Origin of the sequence: Lacticaseibacillus thailandensis DSM 22698 = JCM 13996 (genome assembly GCF_001312865.1) — a bacterium.
GTDB lineage: Bacteria > Bacillota > Bacilli > Lactobacillales > Lactobacillaceae > Lacticaseibacillus > Lacticaseibacillus thailandensis.
In genome coordinates this window covers 13,537-34,074 of the sequence record NZ_BBER01000003.1, presented here as the reverse complement: position 1 = coordinate 34,074, position 20,538 = coordinate 13,537, and the positions used below count along the sequence as shown (strand labels likewise).

The 20,538-nt window shown below is 52.1% G+C and carries 14 protein-coding genes and 5 pseudogenes; all 19 read left to right on the top strand.

The window, feature by feature from the left end; all coding sequences use genetic code 11:
- Positions 1-356 precede the first annotated feature (356 nt).
- A pseudogene (locus JCM13996_RS05370) lies at positions 357-1,241 on the top strand (PRD domain-containing protein).
- A gap of 5 nt (positions 1,242-1,246) precedes the next feature.
- Complete coding sequence (locus JCM13996_RS05365; protein ID WP_054750266.1) at positions 1,247-1,600, top strand: PTS lactose/cellobiose transporter subunit IIA; 354 nt, start codon at positions 1,247-1,249, stop codon at positions 1,598-1,600.
- 30 nt (positions 1,601-1,630) lie between these two features.
- The gene (locus JCM13996_RS05360) at positions 1,631-3,358 is read left to right on the top strand and encodes a PTS lactose transporter subunit IIBC (protein WP_054750264.1); all 1,728 of its coding nucleotides are present in this window, start codon (positions 1,631-1,633) and stop codon (positions 3,356-3,358) included.
- A 19-nt stretch (positions 3,359-3,377) separates the two neighbouring features.
- A complete protein-coding gene (gene lacG / locus JCM13996_RS05355; protein ID WP_054750262.1) occupies positions 3,378-4,793 on the top strand; it encodes a 6-phospho-beta-galactosidase in 1,416 nt (471 codons plus the stop codon).
- A 92-nt stretch (positions 4,794-4,885) separates the two neighbouring features.
- Positions 4,886-5,167, top strand: coding sequence for a hypothetical protein (locus JCM13996_RS05350; protein WP_054750260.1), 282 nt, complete (start codon positions 4,886-4,888; stop codon positions 5,165-5,167).
- A gap of 197 nt (positions 5,168-5,364) precedes the next feature.
- On the top strand, positions 5,365-6,849 hold the full coding sequence (guaB, locus tag JCM13996_RS05345; RefSeq protein ID WP_054750259.1) for an IMP dehydrogenase: 1,485 nt from the start codon (positions 5,365-5,367) through the stop codon (positions 6,847-6,849).
- Positions 6,850-7,003: 154 nt separating this feature from the next.
- Complete coding sequence (locus JCM13996_RS05340; RefSeq protein WP_054750257.1) at positions 7,004-7,699, top strand: hypothetical protein; 696 nt, start codon at positions 7,004-7,006, stop codon at positions 7,697-7,699.
- Positions 7,700-8,063: 364 nt separating this feature from the next.
- Positions 8,064-8,749: pseudogene (gene croR / locus JCM13996_RS05335) on the top strand (response regulator transcription factor CroR).
- Positions 8,750-8,862: 113 nt separating this feature from the next.
- A pseudogene (locus tag JCM13996_RS05330) lies at positions 8,863-10,055 on the top strand (sensor histidine kinase).
- Positions 10,056-10,145: 90 nt separating this feature from the next.
- Positions 10,146-11,426, top strand: coding sequence for a D-alanyl-D-alanine carboxypeptidase family protein (locus tag JCM13996_RS05325; protein WP_054750255.1), 1,281 nt, complete (start codon positions 10,146-10,148; stop codon positions 11,424-11,426).
- 153 nt (positions 11,427-11,579) lie between these two features.
- Complete coding sequence (greA, locus tag JCM13996_RS05320) at positions 11,580-12,056, top strand: transcription elongation factor GreA (RefSeq protein ID WP_054750254.1); 477 nt, start codon at positions 11,580-11,582, stop codon at positions 12,054-12,056.
- Positions 12,057-12,093: 37 nt separating this feature from the next.
- Positions 12,094-13,655: pseudogene (locus tag JCM13996_RS05315) on the top strand (UDP-N-acetylmuramoyl-L-alanyl-D-glutamate--2,6-diaminopimelate ligase).
- A gap of 477 nt (positions 13,656-14,132) precedes the next feature.
- Positions 14,133-14,870: a GntR family transcriptional regulator gene (locus JCM13996_RS05310; protein ID WP_054750252.1), complete on the top strand. Its 738-nt coding sequence runs from the start codon at positions 14,133-14,135 to the stop codon at positions 14,868-14,870.
- 22 nt (positions 14,871-14,892) lie between these two features.
- The gene (locus tag JCM13996_RS05305) at positions 14,893-16,068 is read left to right on the top strand and encodes an SIS domain-containing protein (protein ID WP_054750250.1); all 1,176 of its coding nucleotides are present in this window, start codon (positions 14,893-14,895) and stop codon (positions 16,066-16,068) included.
- Positions 16,069-16,451: 383 nt separating this feature from the next.
- Positions 16,452-16,949: a PTS sugar transporter subunit IIB gene (locus JCM13996_RS05300; protein ID WP_054750247.1), complete on the top strand. Its 498-nt coding sequence runs from the start codon at positions 16,452-16,454 to the stop codon at positions 16,947-16,949.
- Positions 16,949-17,859, top strand: a pseudogene (locus tag JCM13996_RS05295) (PTS mannose/fructose/sorbose/N-acetylgalactosamine transporter subunit IIC). Before JCM13996_RS05300 ends, JCM13996_RS05295 begins: the two are co-directional and overlap by 1 nt.
- Positions 17,846-18,658 (top strand): PTS system mannose/fructose/sorbose family transporter subunit IID, encoded by an 813-nt coding sequence (locus tag JCM13996_RS05290; RefSeq protein ID WP_054750245.1) that lies wholly within the window; start codon positions 17,846-17,848, stop codon positions 18,656-18,658. Before JCM13996_RS05295 ends, JCM13996_RS05290 begins: the two are co-directional and overlap by 14 nt.
- A 38-nt stretch (positions 18,659-18,696) precedes the next feature.
- Positions 18,697-19,089: a PTS sugar transporter subunit IIA gene (locus JCM13996_RS05285; RefSeq protein WP_054750243.1), complete on the top strand. Its 393-nt coding sequence runs from the start codon at positions 18,697-18,699 to the stop codon at positions 19,087-19,089.
- Positions 19,090-19,267: 178 nt separating this feature from the next.
- Positions 19,268-20,425 carry an N-acetylglucosamine-6-phosphate deacetylase gene (nagA, locus tag JCM13996_RS05280; RefSeq protein WP_054750241.1) on the top strand — a complete coding sequence of 386 codons (1,158 nt, stop codon included), beginning with the start codon at positions 19,268-19,270 and terminating at the stop codon, positions 20,423-20,425.
- Positions 20,426-20,538: the final 113 nt, after the last annotated feature.

Genomic DNA, 20,538 nt, shown 5'->3' with positions numbered 1-20,538 from the left:
GATGATCAATGTAGCGGTTGCCATCAGGCAGCCGCTTTTTTTGGTGCCTGATGGTTTAAGTACGGTAATGGTCCGTTGTCTGGATATCCTCGCGCATGTTATAAATTAAACAAGCAAAGTTATACGAATGTTGAATTTACGCCCCATTGTGGGGCATAGCGTCACCTACAGGCAATGTTTTTTTTGCTAAAAAAAGCGTTTACAAAAAAATGATGTAAGCGCTACACTAATGTTGTCGATAGGAATATTAGTGAGTGTTACTGTTAAGTCAGGCATGATCACGAACCAAAGGCGCATGAGCGCTCGGTTTGTGGTCATTTTTTTATTGTCATTTTTTTTGAACGGAGATGAGAAAAATGCTACGCATAGCCCAAGTGTTAAATCACAATGCTGCCTTAGTTAACATTGATGATCATCGGGAAGCCATTGTGAGGGGGAAAGGTGTGGCTTTTAACAAGCGGAAGGGTGATCCGGTTTCGGCCGACCGGGTGGAAAAGATTTTTTTATCTCAACACTGCAACTGCTCGTGAAAATTTATTTCTCTTACTCAAAGATATTCCCATTGATGTAGTGACGACGACGTATGAAATTATCGACATGGCAAGAAGCAGGTTTCATGTTCGGATTCTTGATTATATCTACATCACTCTTAGCGACCACATTTTAGGTGCTTACACGCGTATGCAGGCGGGAACTTACAAAGAAACTATGGTTCCGGACCTGCGGCAGCATTACCCACACGAGTACGCGGTGGCTGACGTCGCGTTGGATATCATTCAGCGTAACTTGAAGGTTAATTTTCCTGAGTCAGAGGTACGCAGCTTGGCGTTACATTTCATTAATGCTTCAGGTGACGTTAACGCTGCCACTGCTGATGACGATACTAGTGACGCTGGAAGGGATACCACTGAAGCCGTGAACAACATCGTGTTAGATGTACTGAATCATCACAACATTTACCGCTCGGCGAAGAATGGTAATTACTATGACCGATTCATGATTCACCTTCAGTATCTGGTTGATCGCATTAGGCACCTAGAAACTGACCAGACGCAACTAGCGCCCGAAGTAGAAGAGGATTACCAGCGAATGTATCCCCAATCTTATGCAATTGGTGTGGAAATATTTAACCGGATTAGGCAGAACTATTTGCCGGTATTAGCAATAATGAGCGTCTGTATTTCATTATTCACATCCAGAGATTGCTTGGGGAAAAGCCACAAAAATTTTGTAAGGAGTGATTGATATGGCAACAAAAGAAGAAATTTCAATGACTGGTTTTGCAATTGTTGCGTATGCAGGTGATGCCAAAACGGCGTTGCTGCACGCACTAGATAGCGCCCGCGCAGGTGACTTTGATAAGGCACGTGAATTTGTTAAGGATTCGGAATCCTCCATCAACGATGCCCATAATGAGCAGACTAAGTTGCTCAGTAAAGAGGCTGGTGGTGAGGATCTTGATGTTACCTTCATCATGGTTCACGGTCAGGATACTTTGATGACCACAATGATGCTGAAGGATGAGGTTACCTACTTCATTGATGAATATGAACGTCTTGCCAAAATTGAACAGAAACTCGGTCTCAAAGAACACGTTTAATCCACTCGTTTGAACCTAGGGGGTTTCGTTATGAACTGGATTGTTAAACAGATCGAGAAAGCCCAACCGTTCTTCAAGAAACTGTCTGCCAACATTTATTTGCAGGCGGTCCGTGATGGGTTTATCTCGTTAATGCCAATCATTATCTTTTCAAGTATCTTTATTCTGGTAGCCGACGTGCCAAATATCTGGGGATTCTACTGGCCTACGGCGGTGAGTGATTCACTAAATAAAGTCTATAACTTCTCGATGGGTGTGCTATCACTGATGGCAGCCGCTAACGTTGCGCGGGCATTAACTCGTAGCAAGAACGTACGGTTACCAAAGGTGGACCAAATGCCTGAAGCTGCGGTTATGTTTGGGGCCCAAATCAGCTTCCTGCTGGTCGCCGTTGATCCCTTCACCACTAAGACTGGTGCTTACTTTGACACGGCCTACATGGGCACTAAGGGTTTGATTTGTGCCTTCCTGGTAGCATTTATCGTACCAAACATCTACTACGTCTGCTTCAAGCACCACATCACCATCAAGTTGCCTGAACAAGTCCCACAAAACATTTCGTCCGCTTTCACTAACATCATTCCGTTTGCGTTTGCCACGACGTTCTTCTGGTTGTTTGATGTTGTTTTCCGGACACTTACGCACACCAACCTGGCTGCATGGATCATCCAGGTACTATCACCACTGTTTACGGCGGCCGATGGTTACCTAGGTCTGGCAATTGTTTACGGCGCGATGGCCTTCTTCTGGTTCATCGGTATTCAAGGTCCATCCATTGTTGAACCAGCGGTTACGGCTATTTACCTGACCAACGTTGAAGCCAACCTGCACGCATTCCAGGCCGGCGCACACGCAACCAACATTCTGGCACAAGGTACGCAATACTTTATCGCCACGATCGGTGGTACTGGTGCAACGTTGGTTATCACCTACATGTTCGCCTTGATGTCTAAGTCCAAGGAACTAAAGGCGGTCGGGCGTGCCGGGGCGATTCCTGTTTCGTTCGGGGTTAACGAACCAATTCTGTTTGGTGCCCCGCTAATTCTGAACCCAATTTTCTTCCTGCCATTTATCATCACACCAATTTTGAATGTATGGCTGTTCAAGATCTTCGTTGATGTTTTAGGTATGAATGCCTTCATCTACAACCTGCCTTGGACGACGCCTGGTCCAATTGGTATCTTCATGGGTACCGGGTTCGCGATGTTGTCATTACTGTTCATTGTGTTGATTTTGGTACTAGACTTTGCATGTTACTACCCATTCTTCAAGGTTTACGATGCGCAAAAGGTTGCTGAAGAAGCTGCGGCTGCTGCTGATGGCACCGCTCCGGCTACTGAAGCTACACCAGTTGAAATTGATAGCGGCGAAATTCCGCTGAGTATGACTAAGGACGGTAAGAACCTGAACATCATGGTTATTTGTGCCGGTGGTGGTACTAGTGGTATTTTGGCCAACTCGCTGAACAAGATGGCGAAGGAAGACAATTTACCGGTCGAAGCTGCTGCGGCAGCTTACGGTGCACATGGTGATTTGCTTCCCGACATGGATGTCGTAGTTTTGGCTCCACAAATGGACGCGATGCGTGATTCACTGAAGGCTGAAGCTGATGCATCTAACGTTAAGATGATTACGACTACTGGTAAGCAGTACATTGACCTAACGCGGCACGCGGACAAAGCCCTCGACTTTATTATCAACAAACTACGCGGTAACGATGACGGCTCAGATACACCAAATTCACCAGCGACTGCTTAATAAGGAGGAATAATTAATCATGTCTGATTTGTTAAATCGAGTGACTAGTCTACACCACGGCTTTATCTGGGGTGGTGCCACGGCTGCTTATCAAGTTGAGGGTGCCACCACAGCCGATAGCAAGGGCAAAACGATGTGGGATGACTACCTAAAGGCGCAAGGACGTTTTGCACCCGATCCGGCTAGTGATTTCTACCACCGGTACCCGACAGACATTAAGCTGGCACAGAAATATGGCTTGAATGCGATTCGGGTTTCCATCGCGTGGACGCGTATTTTTCCCAAAGGGTATGGTGAGCCAAACCAGGCCGGGGTCGAGTACTACCATAAGTTATTTAAGGAGTGTCTTGATCACGGGTTAACGCCTTATGTATCACTGCACCACTTTGATTCTCCGAAGACGTTGTTTGATGATGGCGACTGGTTGAACCGTAAGAACATTGATTACTTTGTTCAGTACGCGGAGTTCTGCTTCAAGGAATTCACGGAGGTTAAGAACTGGTTCACAATCAATGAACTGATTTCGTTGGCACTATCCCAGTATATTGCTGGTAACTTCCCGCCTAACCACCACTTTGACGTGACAAGCGCCATTCAGGCGGAGCATAACGAATTGCTGGCTCACGCGCGAGTAGTTAACCTGTACAAGTCGCTTAATCTCGATGGGCGTATTGGCCTGATTCATGTCTTGCAGCCAATTTACCCGATCACTGATAGTGCAGCCGACAAGCACGCTGCGGCTTTGTATGATGCGTTCATCAATCGCTTCCTGTTGGACGGTACGTTCTTAGGTGAATACACCCCAGAGACGATGTCGTTGATCAACGAAATTTTGCAGAAGAACGATGCACACCTAGACATTCAGGATGGTGATATGGACATCTTGAAGGAGGCATCGACGCAAAATGATTACTTCGGCATGAACTACTACCAGTCCGCATTTATGCAGGCCTATGATGGTCCTAGTGGTAACCAGTTTAATGGGACCGGTGAGAAAGGAACAACGTCGTTTAGCTTCCACGGTGTTGGGCAAATGGTACAAAAGCCAGGTGTGCCAACCACGGACTGGGATTGGAATATTTATCCAGAGGGCCTGTACGATGTTTTGAAGCGTGTGGCTCGGGAATATCCTAACAGTCACATGATCATGATTACCGAGAATGGCCTGGGCTTGAAAGAACAGTACCATGGTGAAGAAATCATGCAGGATGATAAACGCATTGATTTTATTGACCAGCATATGGCGGCCGTTTTGAAAGCACGGGCTGAGGGCGTTAACGTTCAAGGTTACTTTGTCTGGTCGTTGCAGGATCAGTTCTCCTGGGCCAACGGTTACAACAAGCGCTACGGTTTATTCTACGTAGACTTTGATACGCAGGAACGGCACGTGAAGAAGAGCGCGCTGTGGTTCAAAGCTTTAGCTGATACGATGTAGGATTCGGTTACAATCACCCCTTTGGCGCGACGTTGATGTCGCGCCTTTTTGTGAATTGAGCCGGAAAAATTTATTCAAGTGAGGTAATTGCGATGAGCAGTTTGTGGAACAAATTAATTCCACCAACGACGTGGACAGTCACGTTTCCTGATAGGGACACAGCCCACCAGGTATACCAACATGCTGGTTATGCAGTAGTACACGCACTGGCAAGCACTGGCGTCGTGAACGGGGATACTTGGTACGTCAATACCCGAATGAAGGAGGCAGATTTTAAGTCCCATTTTGTCCGGGCCATGAACCAGCGGGCGGTCAAGCCTGACCAGTACACGTTGGCGGTGACACGCATTGGTTGGGGCGCCGCATTACGATGATTTGGTTGTGAAGAATACGGGTAGAAACGTGAAGCTTGCAGTCAGGAAATTGTTGTCGACTTAAGTAACAAAGCGATTAAACTCCTGCCATAACTCGCTAATGTTCGGCTTTATCCCCGTAAATAACGCTAATAATTGCCAAGTCCGCCCGAAGGTGCTAAACTCACTACAATTCTAAAAAAAGGTAGGTTAATAAATTGACTAATTGGGATACCAAGTTTGAACGGCGTGGGTTTACGTTTGATGATGTCTTGCTAATACCAGCAGAGAGCCATGTGCTCCCGAATGAAGTCGACTTATCCGTGGACCTCGCGGACAATCTCCACTTGCACATCCCAATTATCAGTGCGGGGATGGACACAGTTACGGAAAGTGCCATGGCCATCGCGATGGCCCGTCAGGGTGGTCTTGGGGTCATCCACAAGAACATGTCCATCGAGGCGCAGGCTGAAGAAGTTGCCATCGTGAAGCGCGCCGTTAATGGTGTTGTGGGCAAGCCATTCACCGCTACGGCTGACCAGACCGTCGCAGAAGCCGCGGCTACTATGGATGCAGAGCACATCAGCGGGGTACCGATCGTCGCTGGGAAGGATGACCACCACTTGGTCGGCATCTTGACCAACCGGGACCTCCGTTACGTCGCTGACCGCAACGTACCGATCGCTGAAGTTATGACCAAAGACGTGGTCACCGCTCCGGTGGGCACAACTTTGGAACAGGCGGAAGCCATTTTCCAGGAACACAAAATTGAAAAGTTGCCGTTGGTTGACGCCAACGGTGAGCTGGCTGGTCTGATCACCATCAAGGACTTGCGTCAGGTCACCCAGTTTCCGAACGCCGCTGTCGACGCTCAGGGTCGCCTGTTGGTCGCTGCGGCAGTAGGGGTCACTAGTGACACCTTTGAACGTGCCCAAGCTCTCCTCGATGCCGGTGCGGACGCCATCGTCATTGATACGGCCCACGGTCACTCCGCTGGCGTGCTACGCAAGATTGCAGAAATCCGCGAGCACTTCCCCAAGGTGACATTGATCGCCGGGAACGTGGCCACGGCCGAAGCTACCCAGGCGCTTTACGACGCGGGTGTAGACGTGGTCAAGGTCGGCATCGGACCAGGTTCGATTTGCACAACCCGGATCGTGGCCGGTGTTGGCGTACCGCAGTTGACCGCCGTGTACGACTCTGCTAGTGTGGCCCGCAAAGTTGGTAAGACCATCATTGCCGATGGTGGGATCAAGTACTCTGGTGACATCGTTAAGGCCCTGGCTGCCGGCGGTAACGCCGTGATGCTGGGTTCGATGTTGGCAGGGACCGACGAAGCTCCTGGCCAGATGGAATTCTTTAATGGCCGTCGTTACAAGACTTACCGGGGGATGGGTAGCCTGGGTGCTATGGAAATGGCCCACGGCTCATCCGACCGGTACTTCCAGTCTGGCGTTAATGAAGCCAACAAACTCGTGCCGGAAGGTATTGAGGGCCGGGTTGCCTACAAGGGTTCAGCTGGCGACGTCTTGTTCCAGATGGTTGGTGGCCTCCGTTCGGGGATGGGCTATGTTGGTGCACCCGACATTAAGCACCTGAACGACAACGCGCAGTTTATGCAGATTTCGAATGCGGGTCTGCGTGAAAGTCACCCACATGACGTGCAAATTACCAAGGAAGCTCCTAACTACAGCGTTAAGTAAATTAAACTAATCATCACGGGATTGTGGCATGAAATATTGTCACGGTCCCGTTTTTTTATTGTCCGCAAGGGCGTGGATAGCAATTGGTCCAGTGACTGGGGGCTGTTTTTGCTATAATAGGCGGGTAAGCACAAACGAGCGGAGGGCTAGCGGTATGTGGATCTGGTTATTCAACTTTTTCTTCCATAACATGTTGTTTCGCGAAATTATCATCGTGGTCCTGATGGTCTGGGTACTTTTTCGCTTTTACCACGAATACATGCGCGCGGCTAATAGCCACAGTGACCGCATCCGCCGCTTTGGTACGCGAAACATCGTGATTTTTACCCGCAAAGTGCTGGTGACCCTGCTGTTGGTGTTAGTCCTGGTATTAGCTTACGATCGCGTCCTTCCACATTGGGGGATCGGTGCAGAGCAGGCGTTGGCGGCGCGCAAAGCCGACCGCGCCAATAGCCAGTCACAGGCAGCTAGTCTGCAGCGCGTGTCCCGTTCGAGCAGCAAGGCGACCAGTAGCAAGCGTGTTAGTAGCAAGGTTAGCCACAGTAGTCAGACCAAGCAAAGTAGCCACAAGTCTAAGACGCGCCGTAGCCGTAAGCAGGTCGCTAAGCGCTCAAGTAGTAGCCAGAACTTGAATCGCGGCAGTAAACAGACGGCAGTCGCCATCGTCCAGCGGTACTTTAAGAAACACCCGGATGAAAAGTCGTCCGATATTGACACGTTTAAGTATGCGGGGAAAACGACCGCGTACGAGCGGGTGGCCTACCAGGTTGGTGGCTACGCGAAGGGCAACACGAAGATGCTCCACCTGTTCTATGTCTACAAGGACGGGCGAATCGCGACGGTTTATTAGTTAAAGCAAAGGTGTAGACGGTGCGTGACCGTCAGCGGGGGCCGCCGGGTGCGGGCCCCGCTTTGGTTCTTGGTGGCTAAATGGCCAAACCCGGGTCTTTTAGTCAGAGTGCCTTGTTAACCCGGTGCGCTACGCTCGCGCACTAAACGAGCTCCGCGAACCAGCAGCCTGCTACATGAGTCACTTCACCCATAATGGCAAAGTACGAGCCATCATGGGTGAAGCACCTCACGCTATGGCTGCTAATCTAGTGTGCTACGCTCTCGCACTTATAAACTTCTCCTAAGCTCCCTCCGTTGCGTAGTATTAATAAACCATTCTGCTAGAATCAAACTATAAAAGTGTTTCGATAAGGAGCCTAATTATGAAAATTCTGATCGTTGACGATGATAAAGAAATCGTCCAGTTACTCAGCATTTACGCCACTAATGAAGGCTACGAGCCTATTGCTGCCTACAGTGGTAAAGAGGCCATTACTAAATTAGCGACCAATCCCGATACTGCCTGATGATTCTCGACATCATGATGCCTAATATGTCTGGTATCGAAGTGGTCAAGGAAGTTCGTAAAGATAATCAGATCCCCATTATCATCGTGTCCGCCAAGACTGCCGACATGGACAAGATCCAGGGCCTGATCACCGGTGCCGACGACTACGTTACTAAGCCGTTCAACCCGCTGGAAGTTATGGCGCGCGTCAAGAGTCTTCTACGGCGGAGTGAGGGCCAGGTGCAGAATACGACGCCAGATACCCTGGAAGTGGGGCCCCTTAAAATCAATAAGGATAGCCATGAAGTCGTGACCTTGACCGGGAAGCAGATTCAGCTGACCGCTTTGGAGTTCGGGATCCTTTACCTGCTAGCTAGTCACCCCAACCGTGTCTTTTCTGCGGACGAAATTTTTGAGCGCGTTTGGCAGCAGGAATCCATCGTGTCGGCTAAGACAGTCATGGTGCACGTTTCCCACCTGCGCGACAAGATTGAGGAAGCCACTGGTGGCGAGAAAGTCATCGAGACTGTTTGGGGCGTAGGCTACAAAGTCGAAGGCTAAATAAGTACGTTGGGGGGATGGTCGTCCTCGGGGACAGTACGTGTGGCGTATTGGCGCCCGGTGGTTGGCCATGCCCCCTTTGGGTAAGGGAGAGGTAATATGGGCGAAAAAAAATCCGCCTCACCGCGAAGGAGAAATCTGAATTACTAGTTGAGGGTGTCGTCACGATCATCCTGCTCCTACTGCTGAACTTTGCCATCGTGGTGATGCTCAACCAGATGATTGCTAGCAGCCCGCAGTGGCAGGAGGCAATCTTTACCATCAAGAGTACCCTGCGTTTGGCCCCGAGCACAGTTGGCACCTGTGGAGTTGGGAAAACATCTTCATCGGCATGATGGGTGTGATCGATGCGGTCATCGTATATTGGCGGCTCATTCGGCGCTACCACCAGATGCAGATGCGCCACGTCATCAGCGAGCTGCATTACATCGCCGATGGTCACCTTGACCATCGTATCCACCTGGCCGTGAACTCCGACCTGCAGCGCGTGGTTGATAGCATCAACGCGTTGGTGGAATCCACGGTGGAATCCATGAACGAAGAACGGCGAATCGAGGCCAGCAAAGACGAACTGATTACGAACGTCAGCCACGACATCCGCACGCCGCTGACGTCCATCATTGGCTACCTGGGGCTGATTGAGGACAAACAGTACCACTCGGAGGAGGACATGCAAAAGTACGTCCACACGGCCTACCTGAAGTCCAAACAGATGAAGGTGTTGGTTGAGGACCTCTTTGAGTACACCAAGGCCCGGCAGACGACCACCAAGATGAACGCACAGCGCTTCGATATGGCCGCGATGCTGGATCAGCTCGCCGCCAGCTTTGAACTGGAAGCCGAAAAGCGCGGCATCGAGTTTGTGGTGGATAGTGACCCGAAGCCGCTGATGATGGAGGCTGATACCGACAAGTTGGGACGGGTCTTTAATAACCTGATCGTGAACGCCCTGAAGTACGGCAAGGGGGCGCGGCATATTTACCTTAACAGCGAGAAGATCGGCAAGGAAGTCATCATTCACGTTTCTAACGACGGGGCGGAGATTCCGAACGATTCGTTGAGCCAGTTATTTGATCGGTTCTACCGGGTTGAGGAAAGTCGGTCCCAGGAAACGGGTGGCTCTGGCCTTGGCTTGGCGATTGCACAGAGTTTCATTACCCTCCACGGCGGGTACATTTACGCGGAATCAAGTCCAAAATTGACGAGTTTTGTGATCCATTTGCCGTTGCGTATTGGTGAGCAGTTGGCCCATAATGGAAAGCAGGGTTTACCAGCGGGTACCAGTAACCAGAGCGCCACGAATTAGTCGTGGTGACACCGCACTCGTGGGTGCGGAATACATAAGCACGTTGCGTGAACTCAAAAATGTTGGTATGGAAGATGGAGACTTATTACGATGAAGAAATTGTTCAAAGTGGTTGTGGCGCTGTTAGCCGCAATCACCGTTGCTAGTGTTGCGGTTCCAGTAGCGACGGCCCACGCCGCCACGGATGCCAATATTAACGCGTCGGCTGCCATTGCCATTGACGCCGATAGCGGCAAGATTATGTACGCTAAGAACGCAAACCAAGCGCTGCCAGTAGCGTCCATGTCGAAGTTGCTGACGATCTACTTGGTACGTGAGGCCATCAAGCAGGGCAAAATTAAGTGGACGGACACCATCAGACCCAGCAAGGCCCTTGCGGCGTTGAGCCAGAACCGGAGCTTGTCTAACGTTCCAATGCGGACGGACACCACGTACACGGTCAAGGAATTGTACCAAGCAACGTTGATTTACTCCGCGGATGCGGCGGCAATGTTACTCGGCGACGCGGTGGCCGGCAACCAGACGAAGTTTGTCCAGATGATGAACAACAAATTGCAGTCATGGGGCATCAAGGACGCCACGATCGTTAACGCCAATGGTTTGAACAACAGTGACCTCGGTAGCAACATGGTCCCTGGTACCGGTAAGAATGCGGAAAACAAGATGAGCGCTAAGGATATGGCCATTTTGGCTCGTAACTTGCTCAAGGATTACCCGGATGTCCTCAAGACAACGAGTATTACTAAGATGACGTTCCGTAAGGGCACCAAGGACGCCACGGAAATGGACAACTGGGATTGGATGCTACCCGGACTGATTGCTAGTTACTCCAAGCTCAAGGTCGATGGTTTGAAGACTGGGACGAGCGATGAGGCTGGCGATTGCTTCACTGGTACCGTCAAGATCAACGGTATGCGGATGATTACGGTGGTCCTGCACGCTAACGGTTCCGGCACGACGAAGCGGTTCGTGCAGACGGCTAAGTTAATGAGCTACGTGGTGCACAACTGGCAGACGGCTACGTTGGTCAAGAAGGGTGGTACGGTTAAGGGCCACAAGACCGCGACGGTCACCAAGGGTAAGAGCAAGACGGTAGCCATCGCGGCGAGCCGCACCCTGAAGACGGTGGTACCGACGGGGACGACCAGTGCAAACATCACCAAGACGTACACAAGCAAGAAGTTGGCGGCACCAGTCAAGCGTGGCGCAACGGCAGGCACCCTGGACGTGAAGGTCAAGGGCGACAACTTGGGCTACGTGGATGGCGCTGGTAGCAAGGTCGCCGTCACGACCAAGACGGCAGACGCAAAGGCTGGCTTCTTCCGGCTCTTGTTCCGCGGTATCGGTGAATTTTTCAGTAACCTGTTCTAATAGTAAGGCCCCGGCAATCCGGGGCCTTTTGCTATGTCCGGCAACCGCAGCCGTTGCTCACGGGCGAACATTAAGATTTGCTAGCAAAGACTTGCCACCGGTCCGGCCTTGTTGCACAATCGACGTACTGAAAGACGGAAAGGTAGATGCACAATGGAGTACTTCGACATTACGCCGAACGGAATGCAACATTTACGCACGGAAATTGAACGCTTAAAGCAGGAACGGCCCGCATTAATCAAACGGGTGGCCGCTGCGGCCGCCCTGGGGGACCGGTCCGAGAACGCGGAGTACACGGAATCGAAGCGTGAACTGCGCCACCTTGAAAGCCAGATGCGCTACATGGATAAACAGACACGTTACGGGCAGGTCGTGAAGCCCGTCGATGATGACGAGGCCACCCTGGGTAAAACCGTGGAGCTACTCTTTGACGATGATGACGAAAGTGAAACTTATCACTTGGTGGGTCCGGCCGAAGCCGACTTTGCACCGAATAATTTAACGAGTGTATCGCCGTTAGGACGGGCGATTCTGCACCACCACGTGGGTGATCAGTGCACCGTCGAGGCCCCCAATGGTGAATACGTTGTCAAACTTGTCGCGGCGCGGCTCACCCCGGGTATGCTATAATCTAGACAAACTTGTCTTGAATAGATAGGAGAAGACTATGGCAATTTCACTAACGGCATGTATTTTGCTATTAAAGGAACACCACTTGTTAAAGAGTAGTGCGGTTCAAAGTGATGTAAACGTCGAAATGACGGGCATATCCTATGATTCACGTAAAGTGGAGGGACCGACCCTGTTCTTTTGCAAGGGGGATAAATTCCGCCCTATCTACCTGTCGATGGCCAAGGACAGCGGGGCCACAACCTACGTGGCGGAAAAGCCGTACGTCGAAGGTAACGGCTGAACGCCCTGATTGTGGTCAACATTACCAAAGCAATGGCGATCCTGAGCGCAGCGTTCTACGACTTTCCGCAGGACGACCTCGAGGTGATCGCCTACACCGGGACGAAGGGTAAAACCACATCGGCCTACTTTACGCGCGGCATTCTGGAGGCCGCACATCCGCACCACGTGGCGTTGTTTTCAACGATTGAACGGATTGTGGGGCCGAACCCCGACCAGCGGTTTAAGTCCGACCTGTCCACGCCCGAAAGTATGGACTTGTTCCACGATATGCGTGAAGCCGTCAATAACGGCATGACCCACCTTGTCATGGAGGTCTCCAGCCAGGCGTACCTGCGCAACCGTGTCTTTGGCCTGACTTACGATGTGGGTTTCTTCCTCAACATTACGCCAAACCACATTGGGCCGAACGAGCACCCTAACTTTGAAAACTACCTGCACAACAAGGTGCAGGTGCTGGTGAACTCGCGGCAGGTCGTTATTAACGCCGAGACGGAGCACTTTGACGCAGTGTACGCGGCGGCACGGACGACCACGTATGCGGACAGCATTTACCTACTTGCTAGCACCGACTTCAAGCCGACCAACCCGGACCTGCCGATCGATTTTCGCTATGAGCCAATCGAAACAGACCTGGAAATCAGTAAGTTTCGGCTGGTACCGGTGACCGATAAGGCCGTGGAGCTGAACATTGGTGGTCAGTACCAGCTCGGCCTAGTGGGCGACTTTAACGTCAGCAACGCTAGTGCTGCAATCATTGGTGCGGGGCTGATGGGGACGGATGCTACCAAAGCCGCGGCGGGGATCGCAAACGTGGCGGTACCGGGCCGGATGGAATCCGTCGTGGTGCCGCACCACGGACACGTGTTTATCGACGACGCGCACAGCTACACTAGCCTGCACACGTTGCTATCGTTTATGCACCGTGCGTACGCGGCACCCCACCTGCGCGTTGTGTTAGGTGCTCCAGGTGGCAAAGGTGTCGAGTTACGTGGCGACTTTGCCCGGGCGCTTAATGAACAGGCGACGGATGTTTACCTGACGACTGACGACCCAGAGTTTGAGGACCCGGCGGCCATTATCGACCAAATTGACGAGCAGATTGATCACGAGCGGGTCACGGTGCGGAAGGTTTTAGACCGGCGTGCTGCGATTCGAGCGGCGATTGCCGACAGTGCCGCCGATGATATCGTGCTGATTACTGGCAAAGGTGAAGAGGCGTCCCAGCGGGTTCGCGGCGTGGACGGCGAATGGCCGGGTGACGTGGTCGTGGCTAACCAGGAAGCGGCCAAGTTAGGCCAAGAAGAATCAAAGTAAACGTGATGGGTCGCGCTACCCATTTGCAAAAGCGCGTTCAAAAACCGGTGTTGGTTAAACACCGGTTTTTTTTGTGTGGTTTCACCGTCATTGTAATGGTCAACTGTCCGCATATCTGTGCAACGCATCCAGATTTTGCTGGCTATCGTGCCCCAAAAGTTACCCAATTTTGCAGAACAACTGTCACTTATTGGTTCTAGACCAATATATGACAGCATAAAACGTTTACATATCAAAATCTCAGAAATGGTGTCAGCATACCTAACCGATAATGTGGCATTTCAGTGCTGGCGGGATTATCGTGAATTTATTGCATGACGGCTTTGGTGAGAAATACATAAAGACGACAGTCGTGATGGTATATACCAATTAATTAGTTAATATCTGGTACCAACCAATTTCTAGAAAGCGTTTGACGACGGCGTTGCTAGCGGTTACAATATTACTGGTTGGTACCAATTTGGGGAGGCGGTGTCGGTGACGCTAAGCGAGCAACCATTACACGAGCAGTTAGTTCAGGCATTACAAAAACAGATTCAAACGCGCATGTCGCCCCACGAGCGGCTACCCGGTGAGCGGGAGATTGCGGACCAGTACCGGGTCAGCCGCAATACCGTTCGGGCCGCCCTATCCAAGCTCGAAATGATGGGCCTGGTTTATCGCCGTCGTGGTCGGGGCACGTTTGTTGCCAACGATCCCAACGAGTCGACCGATTTGGCGGGCATGTACAGCTTTACCGAAGAAATGAACGCTTTGGGACGGCACCCGCGCTCGGAAATCATCTATTTGCACGAACAACCAGCCACGGAGTACCTCGCGGAACACCTCGGCGTGGATCTCGGTACCCCGACGTACAAAATGAAACGGGTGCGGTGGGCTGACGGCGTGCCACTGATGGTGGAACGTACGTTCATGCCAGCGGACCGGTTCCCGCGGCTGTCCGCTAAGGAAATTGAGCGGACGAGCCTCTACACCACGCTGCGGGACCATTACGGGTCACCGGTGTTGGATGCCCGTGAGTCGTTTTACGCGAGCTTGGTGCCCGATAAGGACGCCGAGTTACTCAAGGTACCACTAGGATCGCCCAGCTTGAATATCAGGCGGACATCCACCAGCATCAATAATGAAGTGATTGAGTACACCTTGAGTGTTGCGCGGGCTGACCAGTTTGTTTACACCGTTCGTCACCACCCGGGACGAACACAAAACAAGTAGTGAAGGTTGAGGAGGATTTAGCATGTTTAGTAAGTCAACAGAAGAATTAAACCAGTTGGGTGCACAAATTACCACCAAGGAAATTAAGCAACAGCCAGAATTATGGCAGGAAGCGCTGAGCAATTTTCAGCAGCAGGCCGACGCGGTCAGCCAGTTTTTGGACCAAGTTGTAGCGGCTGCTGATGGCCAAGTGGTCCGCGTCATCTTCACCGGTGCCGGCACGAGTGCCTACACGGGTGACACAGTCACCCCATATTTAAACGCTCACGGTGACCGGAAGCACTTCCGCTTCGAGTCGATTGCCACCACGGACATTGTGTCCGCGCCGTACGATTTCCTCGAACCGGAGACGCCGACGATCCTGGTTTCCTTTGCCCGTAGTGGTAATTCACCAGAATCAGTCAAGGCCGTGGCTCTGGCGGAACAGCTGGTCAAGAACCTGCACCAGCTGACCATTACTTGCGCTCCCGACGGCAACCTGGCACAACACGCTGAGGGCGAGGCTAAGAACCTGGTCCTGCTCCAGCCAGCAGGCTCAAACGACAAGGGCTTTGCGATGACGGGGAGCTTCTCCTGCATGGCGCTGACCGCCCTGTTGGTCTTTGACCAGGCGGACGCTGAGACCAAAGCCGGCTACGTGAACACCATCACCAAGATGGGCCAAGAAGTGGTAGCGCGTGAAGACTTCATCCAAAATTTGGTCGATGAAGACTTTGACCGGATCGCATACCTGGGTTCCGGTAGTCTCGGCGGGTTGACCCGGGAAGCACAACTGAAGGTCTTGGAACTGACGGCCGGCAAACTTGCCACCATCTTTGACACCTCCATGGGCTTCCGTCACGGCCCCAAGTCATTTGTGAACGACCGGACGCTGGTCTTTGACTTCCTCAGCAACAACCCTTACACGCGGCAATACGATGTCGACGTGATGGAGGAAATCAAGGGTGACCAGATCGCCAAGCGGGTCGTCGCAGTGGGAACGAGCCAGGACAATGACTTCTCCGGCGAAAACTTCTTCTTTGCTAACGGTGATCAGCAGCTGCCCGAAGCTTACCAGGCACTGCCAGACGTGATGTTTGCGCAGACGCTGGCGCTACTGAGTTCCGTCAAGATCGGCAACAAGCCGGACACCCCATCACCAACCGGGACCGTTAACCGCGTGGTCAAGGGTGTCATCATTCACGATTACAACAACTAACAAATAACGTTCCGTTAAGGAGGTGGTGCCGCCAGCGGTCCCGACCGTGAGCACCAGGGCAGTACGACGTAACGCGTGCGGCAATCATGTTTCCACCGGTACGGGTATTCCGTACCGCAGTTCGATGTTGATGCTATTGTTTATTGCACGCCGTGTTACTAGTTATTGTCCGGAGCGGTTGTTAGGACCGTGGGCGTGGTATTAATTAACGGCAACAGTGAGGGTCGGTGTTGGAACCGCGGACCCACTGGTGAACCGCTCCCCGTCATTACTGGAATCTGGGTAGTAATGATCAACCACTAGGTGGCCGGGGATGGTCGGTGAAGTTGTTCGGTTCCAGAAATTTGTTACGCACGGTTTCAGCAGTAGAGGAGGAATAGTTCATGGCGATTATCGCAACGCGGATTGATGGCCGTTTGGTACACGGCCAAGTAGCTAACCTATGGACGACCAAGTTGCAGGCGACCCGGATCATGGTCGTTGACGACAAGGTGTCCAAGAGCCAGATTGAGAAGAGTGGTTTACGGATGGCTACCCCAGCGGGTGTGCGCCTATCCGTTCTGGATGTGGATACAGCTGCCAATCATATTTTGAACCACAAGTACGATTCACAGCGGGTCTTCATCGTCGCCAAAACGCCAGCACCACTGTTGGCGCTGATCAACAAGGGCGTGCCGATCGACAGCATTAACGTCGGCAACATGTCCCAGACCGATGAGACTAAGCACATCACTAAGTCAATTAACGTGATGGATAAGGACGTGGCGGACTTCAAGGAGCTACAGTCCAAGGGCATTAAGTTGACTGCACAGATGGTGCCGGGCGATGAGTCCCAAGACTTTATGAGCCTGCTCAAGAAAGGGTTAGGAGGAGAAGCATAATGCAAATAGCTTGGTGGCAGATTGCACTATTAACGTTGTACGCGGGGTACCAAATCCTCGATGAATTGCAGATCTATTCCTCACTGAGTGCACCCGTCTTTGCCGGTCTGTTTAGTGGGATCGTCATGGGTGACATGAAGGCTGGCCTGATCATTGGTGGGGCCATGCAGCTGACCGTGCTGGGTGTTGGGACCTTCGGGGGTGCGTCCAAGATCGACGCTAACTCCGGGACGATTCTGGCCACGGCGTTCTCCATCAGCACGGGGATGAAGCCAGAAGCTGCCGTTGCGGCGTTGGCCGTACCTGTAGCTAGTCTGATGATCGAAACGGATATCCTGGCCCGGTTCGCGAACACCTTCTTTGCTCACCGCATCGATAAGAAGGTTGACCAGATGGACTACAAAGGGATCGAACGTTACTTCCTGGCTGGTGCCCTACCATGGGCCCTGTCCGGATGATCCCTGTTGGCCTGGCCCTGACCTTTGGTGGTGGCCTGGTTACCAAAGTCGTTGGTGTTCTGAACGGTAGCTGGAAGTGGCTCGGCGATGGGCTGACCGTTGCTGGTGCCGTATTACCGGCCGTTGGTTTTGCTATCTTGCTCCGGTACCTGCCGGTCAAGAAGCACTTCCCATACCTGATCCTGGGCTTCATGATTACTACCCTGTTCACCGTTACGTTTACTGACATTCAGACGTTGGGTACGGGCCTGACCGCCGCATCCAAGGCGTTCACGACGTCCTTCAACGGTTTGTCCATGTTGGCCATTGCCCTGATTGGCTTTGCTCTGGCCGCAATTAGCTACAAGCAAAGTGCAAGCAACAATGGCGGCGGTAGCGCTGGTGGTACCAAGGCAGCCGTCAAACAAGATAGTTCTGCAGATGAGGGGGAGATCACTGATGACGAGCTCTAATTACAAATTAACTGATAAAGACTTCAATCAGATCAACCGGCGTAGCCTCTTCGGTTTTCAGCTAGGTTGGAACTACGAACGGATGCAGGGTTCTGGGTACCTGTACACCATCCTGCCGCAGCTACGGAAGATCTACGGTGATGACACCCCTGAACTCAAGCAGATGATGAAGACGCACACCCAGTTCTTCAACACCTCCAACTTCTTCAACACCATTATCACGGGGATCGACCTGTCCGTTGAAGAGAATGAAGGTATCAAGGGTGAGGAAACCGTTACGGGTCTGAAAACTGGGTTGATGGGTTCCTTCGCCGCTATCGGGGACTCCATCTTTGCCGCCCTGATTCCAGCCATCTTTGGTGCCATTGCTGCCAACATGGCCAGCAAGGGTAACCCGATTGGGATCCTCATCTGGATCGTTGCCCAAATGGCCGTCAACGTGTTCCGTTGGAAGCAATTGAAAGTGGCGTACAAGCAGGGTGTTTCCCTGGTGACGAACATGCAGAGCCAGTTGTCAGCGTTGACTGACGCCGCTACCTTGATGGGTGTGTTCATGGTCGGGGCCCTAGTGGCCACGATGATCAACGTCAACATTGCTTGGGCGCCAAAGATTGGGTCCGTGCCGCTGAACATGCAAAACTACATGGACATGATCCTGCCCAAGCTGTTACCAGCGCTGATCGTTGGTGCCATCTACTGGTTGCTGGGTAAGAAGCACATGACTTCAACCCGGGCCATCTTCATTGTGTTGATCGTTTCCGTTGCGCTGTCTGCTCTGGGTGTGATTGCTAAGGGTTAGCGCACGACGTTGGTGGAAGGATAGAAAGGTGAATTTTCATGACCAAATTAATCTTGATTAGCCACGGTAGTTTCTGCGTGGAGTTGAAGAAGAGTGCGGAGCTGATTATGGGTCCGCAAGACGACATTCTGACGGTGCCATTGTTGCCAAACGAAGGGCCAGAGGATTTCCAGAAGAAGTTTAAGGATACGATTGCGGGGCTGGACGACTTCACCGTCCTGGCTGACCTAATGGGTGGCACCCCGGCGAACGTAGTATCCCGGATGATTATGGAAGGCGCAGATATCGACCTGTATGCGGGGATGAACCTACCGATGGTCATTAGCTTCATCAATGGCGCGATGGTCGGTACGACACCACAGCTGGTTGATGACGGCAAAGCGGGCGTAGTGCACATTAACGACGTGATTGCCGGTACTACTGGTAACTAATCAAGGCGACCCCGGGCGTTCATTCCCGGGGTTTTGCTATGGCACCGAGTTGACGCCAGGAATTCACCGCTGCTGTGTTGTGGTCTAGACCACCGCATGATACACTGAATGGTGTAAAATGTTAGTAAGCGCTAGCAGTTGGCTGGTGTCGACGAATTTGAGGATAGGAGATTTATTCATGAGCTACTATATTCACGCTGCAAAATTCTTTTTGAAGAATACGACCGAAATTGGCGGTTACCTCGAGGTGACCGACGATGGCAAGTTCGGTGAATTCATTCCGAGTGATCACCAGGCCCCAACCGGGAAGATTGTTGATTACGATGGCCAGTGGATCGCCCCAGGTTTGGTCGACACCCACATCCACGGTCTGTTGGACCACGACGTGATGGATGCGGACTGGGACGCCCTCAACGAAATGTCTGAAGGGTTGCTCCGTACGGGGGTTACGTCCTGGTTGCCCACGACTTTGACCGCTAGCTTTGACCAGTTGAACGCCGTCTGCAAGATGATTGGTGACCACGCCGGCTCCGAAACGGGTGCGAAGATTCAGGGTATCCACTTTGAAGGCCCATTCTTCACCACAGAACACAAAGGGGCGCAGAACCCGAAGTACTTCCGTGACCCGTCGATCGACGAGTTTAAGCAGTGGCAGGAAAGTGCCAAGGGCATGCTACAGAAGATTTCCCTGGCACCAGAACGCAAGGGTGCCGTGGAGTTCACTGAGTACGTCAGTGGTACTGGCAAAGTGGTTTCGTTGGGTCACTCCAACGCCACCTTTGAACAGGCCCGTGACTGTGTTGAAGCGGGTGCCACTTCCTTTACGCACACGTTCAACGGTATGAGTGGTTTGACCCACCGCGAACCGGGGATGGCTGGCGCCGCCATGTTCATGAACATCGTGGACGACGAACTGATTTGTGACGGTCACCACATCCGTCCAGAAGTTGCCGCTACGTTGATTCGCGAAAAGACACCAGAGCACGTGGCCCTGATTACGGACTGCATGCGGGCCGGTTTGATGCCTGATGGTGACTACGTGCTGGGTGAATTCCCCGTTACGGTCGGTGGGGGTACTGCCCGCTTGAAGAGTGACAACCACCTGGCTGGTTCGATCCTGCAGTTGAAGGATGCCGTTAAGAACGTGGTGGACTGGAACGCCGCGACGCCAGAAGCAGCCGTAATGATGGGTTCCTACACTGCCGCTAAGTCGAGCCGCATCAACGACAAGTGTGGGAGCATTCTGCCTGGCCGTGACGCCGACTTCCTGGTTTTGAACCCCGACATGAGCTTGGCTGAGACCTACTTGAACGGGGAGTCCCGGTACCAGGCCTAAGCCGCACTAATTGCTACTAAACCAAAGTTGGCCGCATTCTGTCGGGAATGCGGCCTTTTTGATGTGTACAAGCGGTCACGCCGTCCGCTAACTGCGGCGTAAGGCCAACTACA

Bases quoted from the DNA above. Each gene is read 5' to 3' on its own strand.
- JCM13996_RS05365 (WP_054750266.1), top strand. From the start codon at position 1,247: ATGGCAACAAAAGAAGAAATTTCAATGACTGGTTTTGCAATTGTTGCG.
- JCM13996_RS05360 (WP_054750264.1), top strand. From the start codon at position 1,631: ATGAACTGGATTGTTAAACAGATCGAGAAAGCCCAACCGTTCTTCAAG.
- lacG (WP_054750262.1), top strand. From the start codon at position 3,378: ATGTCTGATTTGTTAAATCGAGTGACTAGTCTACACCACGGCTTTATC.
- JCM13996_RS05350 (WP_054750260.1), top strand. From the start codon at position 4,886: ATGAGCAGTTTGTGGAACAAATTAATTCCACCAACGACGTGGACAGTC.
- JCM13996_RS05340 (WP_054750257.1), top strand. From the start codon at position 7,004: ATGTGGATCTGGTTATTCAACTTTTTCTTCCATAACATGTTGTTTCGC.
- JCM13996_RS05325 (WP_054750255.1), top strand. From the start codon at position 10,146: ATGAAGAAATTGTTCAAAGTGGTTGTGGCGCTGTTAGCCGCAATCACC.
- greA (WP_054750254.1), top strand. From the start codon at position 11,580: ATGGAGTACTTCGACATTACGCCGAACGGAATGCAACATTTACGCACG.
- JCM13996_RS05305 (WP_054750250.1), top strand. From the start codon at position 14,893: ATGTTTAGTAAGTCAACAGAAGAATTAAACCAGTTGGGTGCACAAATT.
- JCM13996_RS05300 (WP_054750247.1), top strand. From the start codon at position 16,452: ATGGCGATTATCGCAACGCGGATTGATGGCCGTTTGGTACACGGCCAA.
- JCM13996_RS05290 (WP_054750245.1), top strand. From the start codon at position 17,846: ATGACGAGCTCTAATTACAAATTAACTGATAAAGACTTCAATCAGATC.
- JCM13996_RS05285 (WP_054750243.1), top strand. From the start codon at position 18,697: ATGACCAAATTAATCTTGATTAGCCACGGTAGTTTCTGCGTGGAGTTG.
- nagA (WP_054750241.1), top strand. From the start codon at position 19,268: ATGAGCTACTATATTCACGCTGCAAAATTCTTTTTGAAGAATACGACC.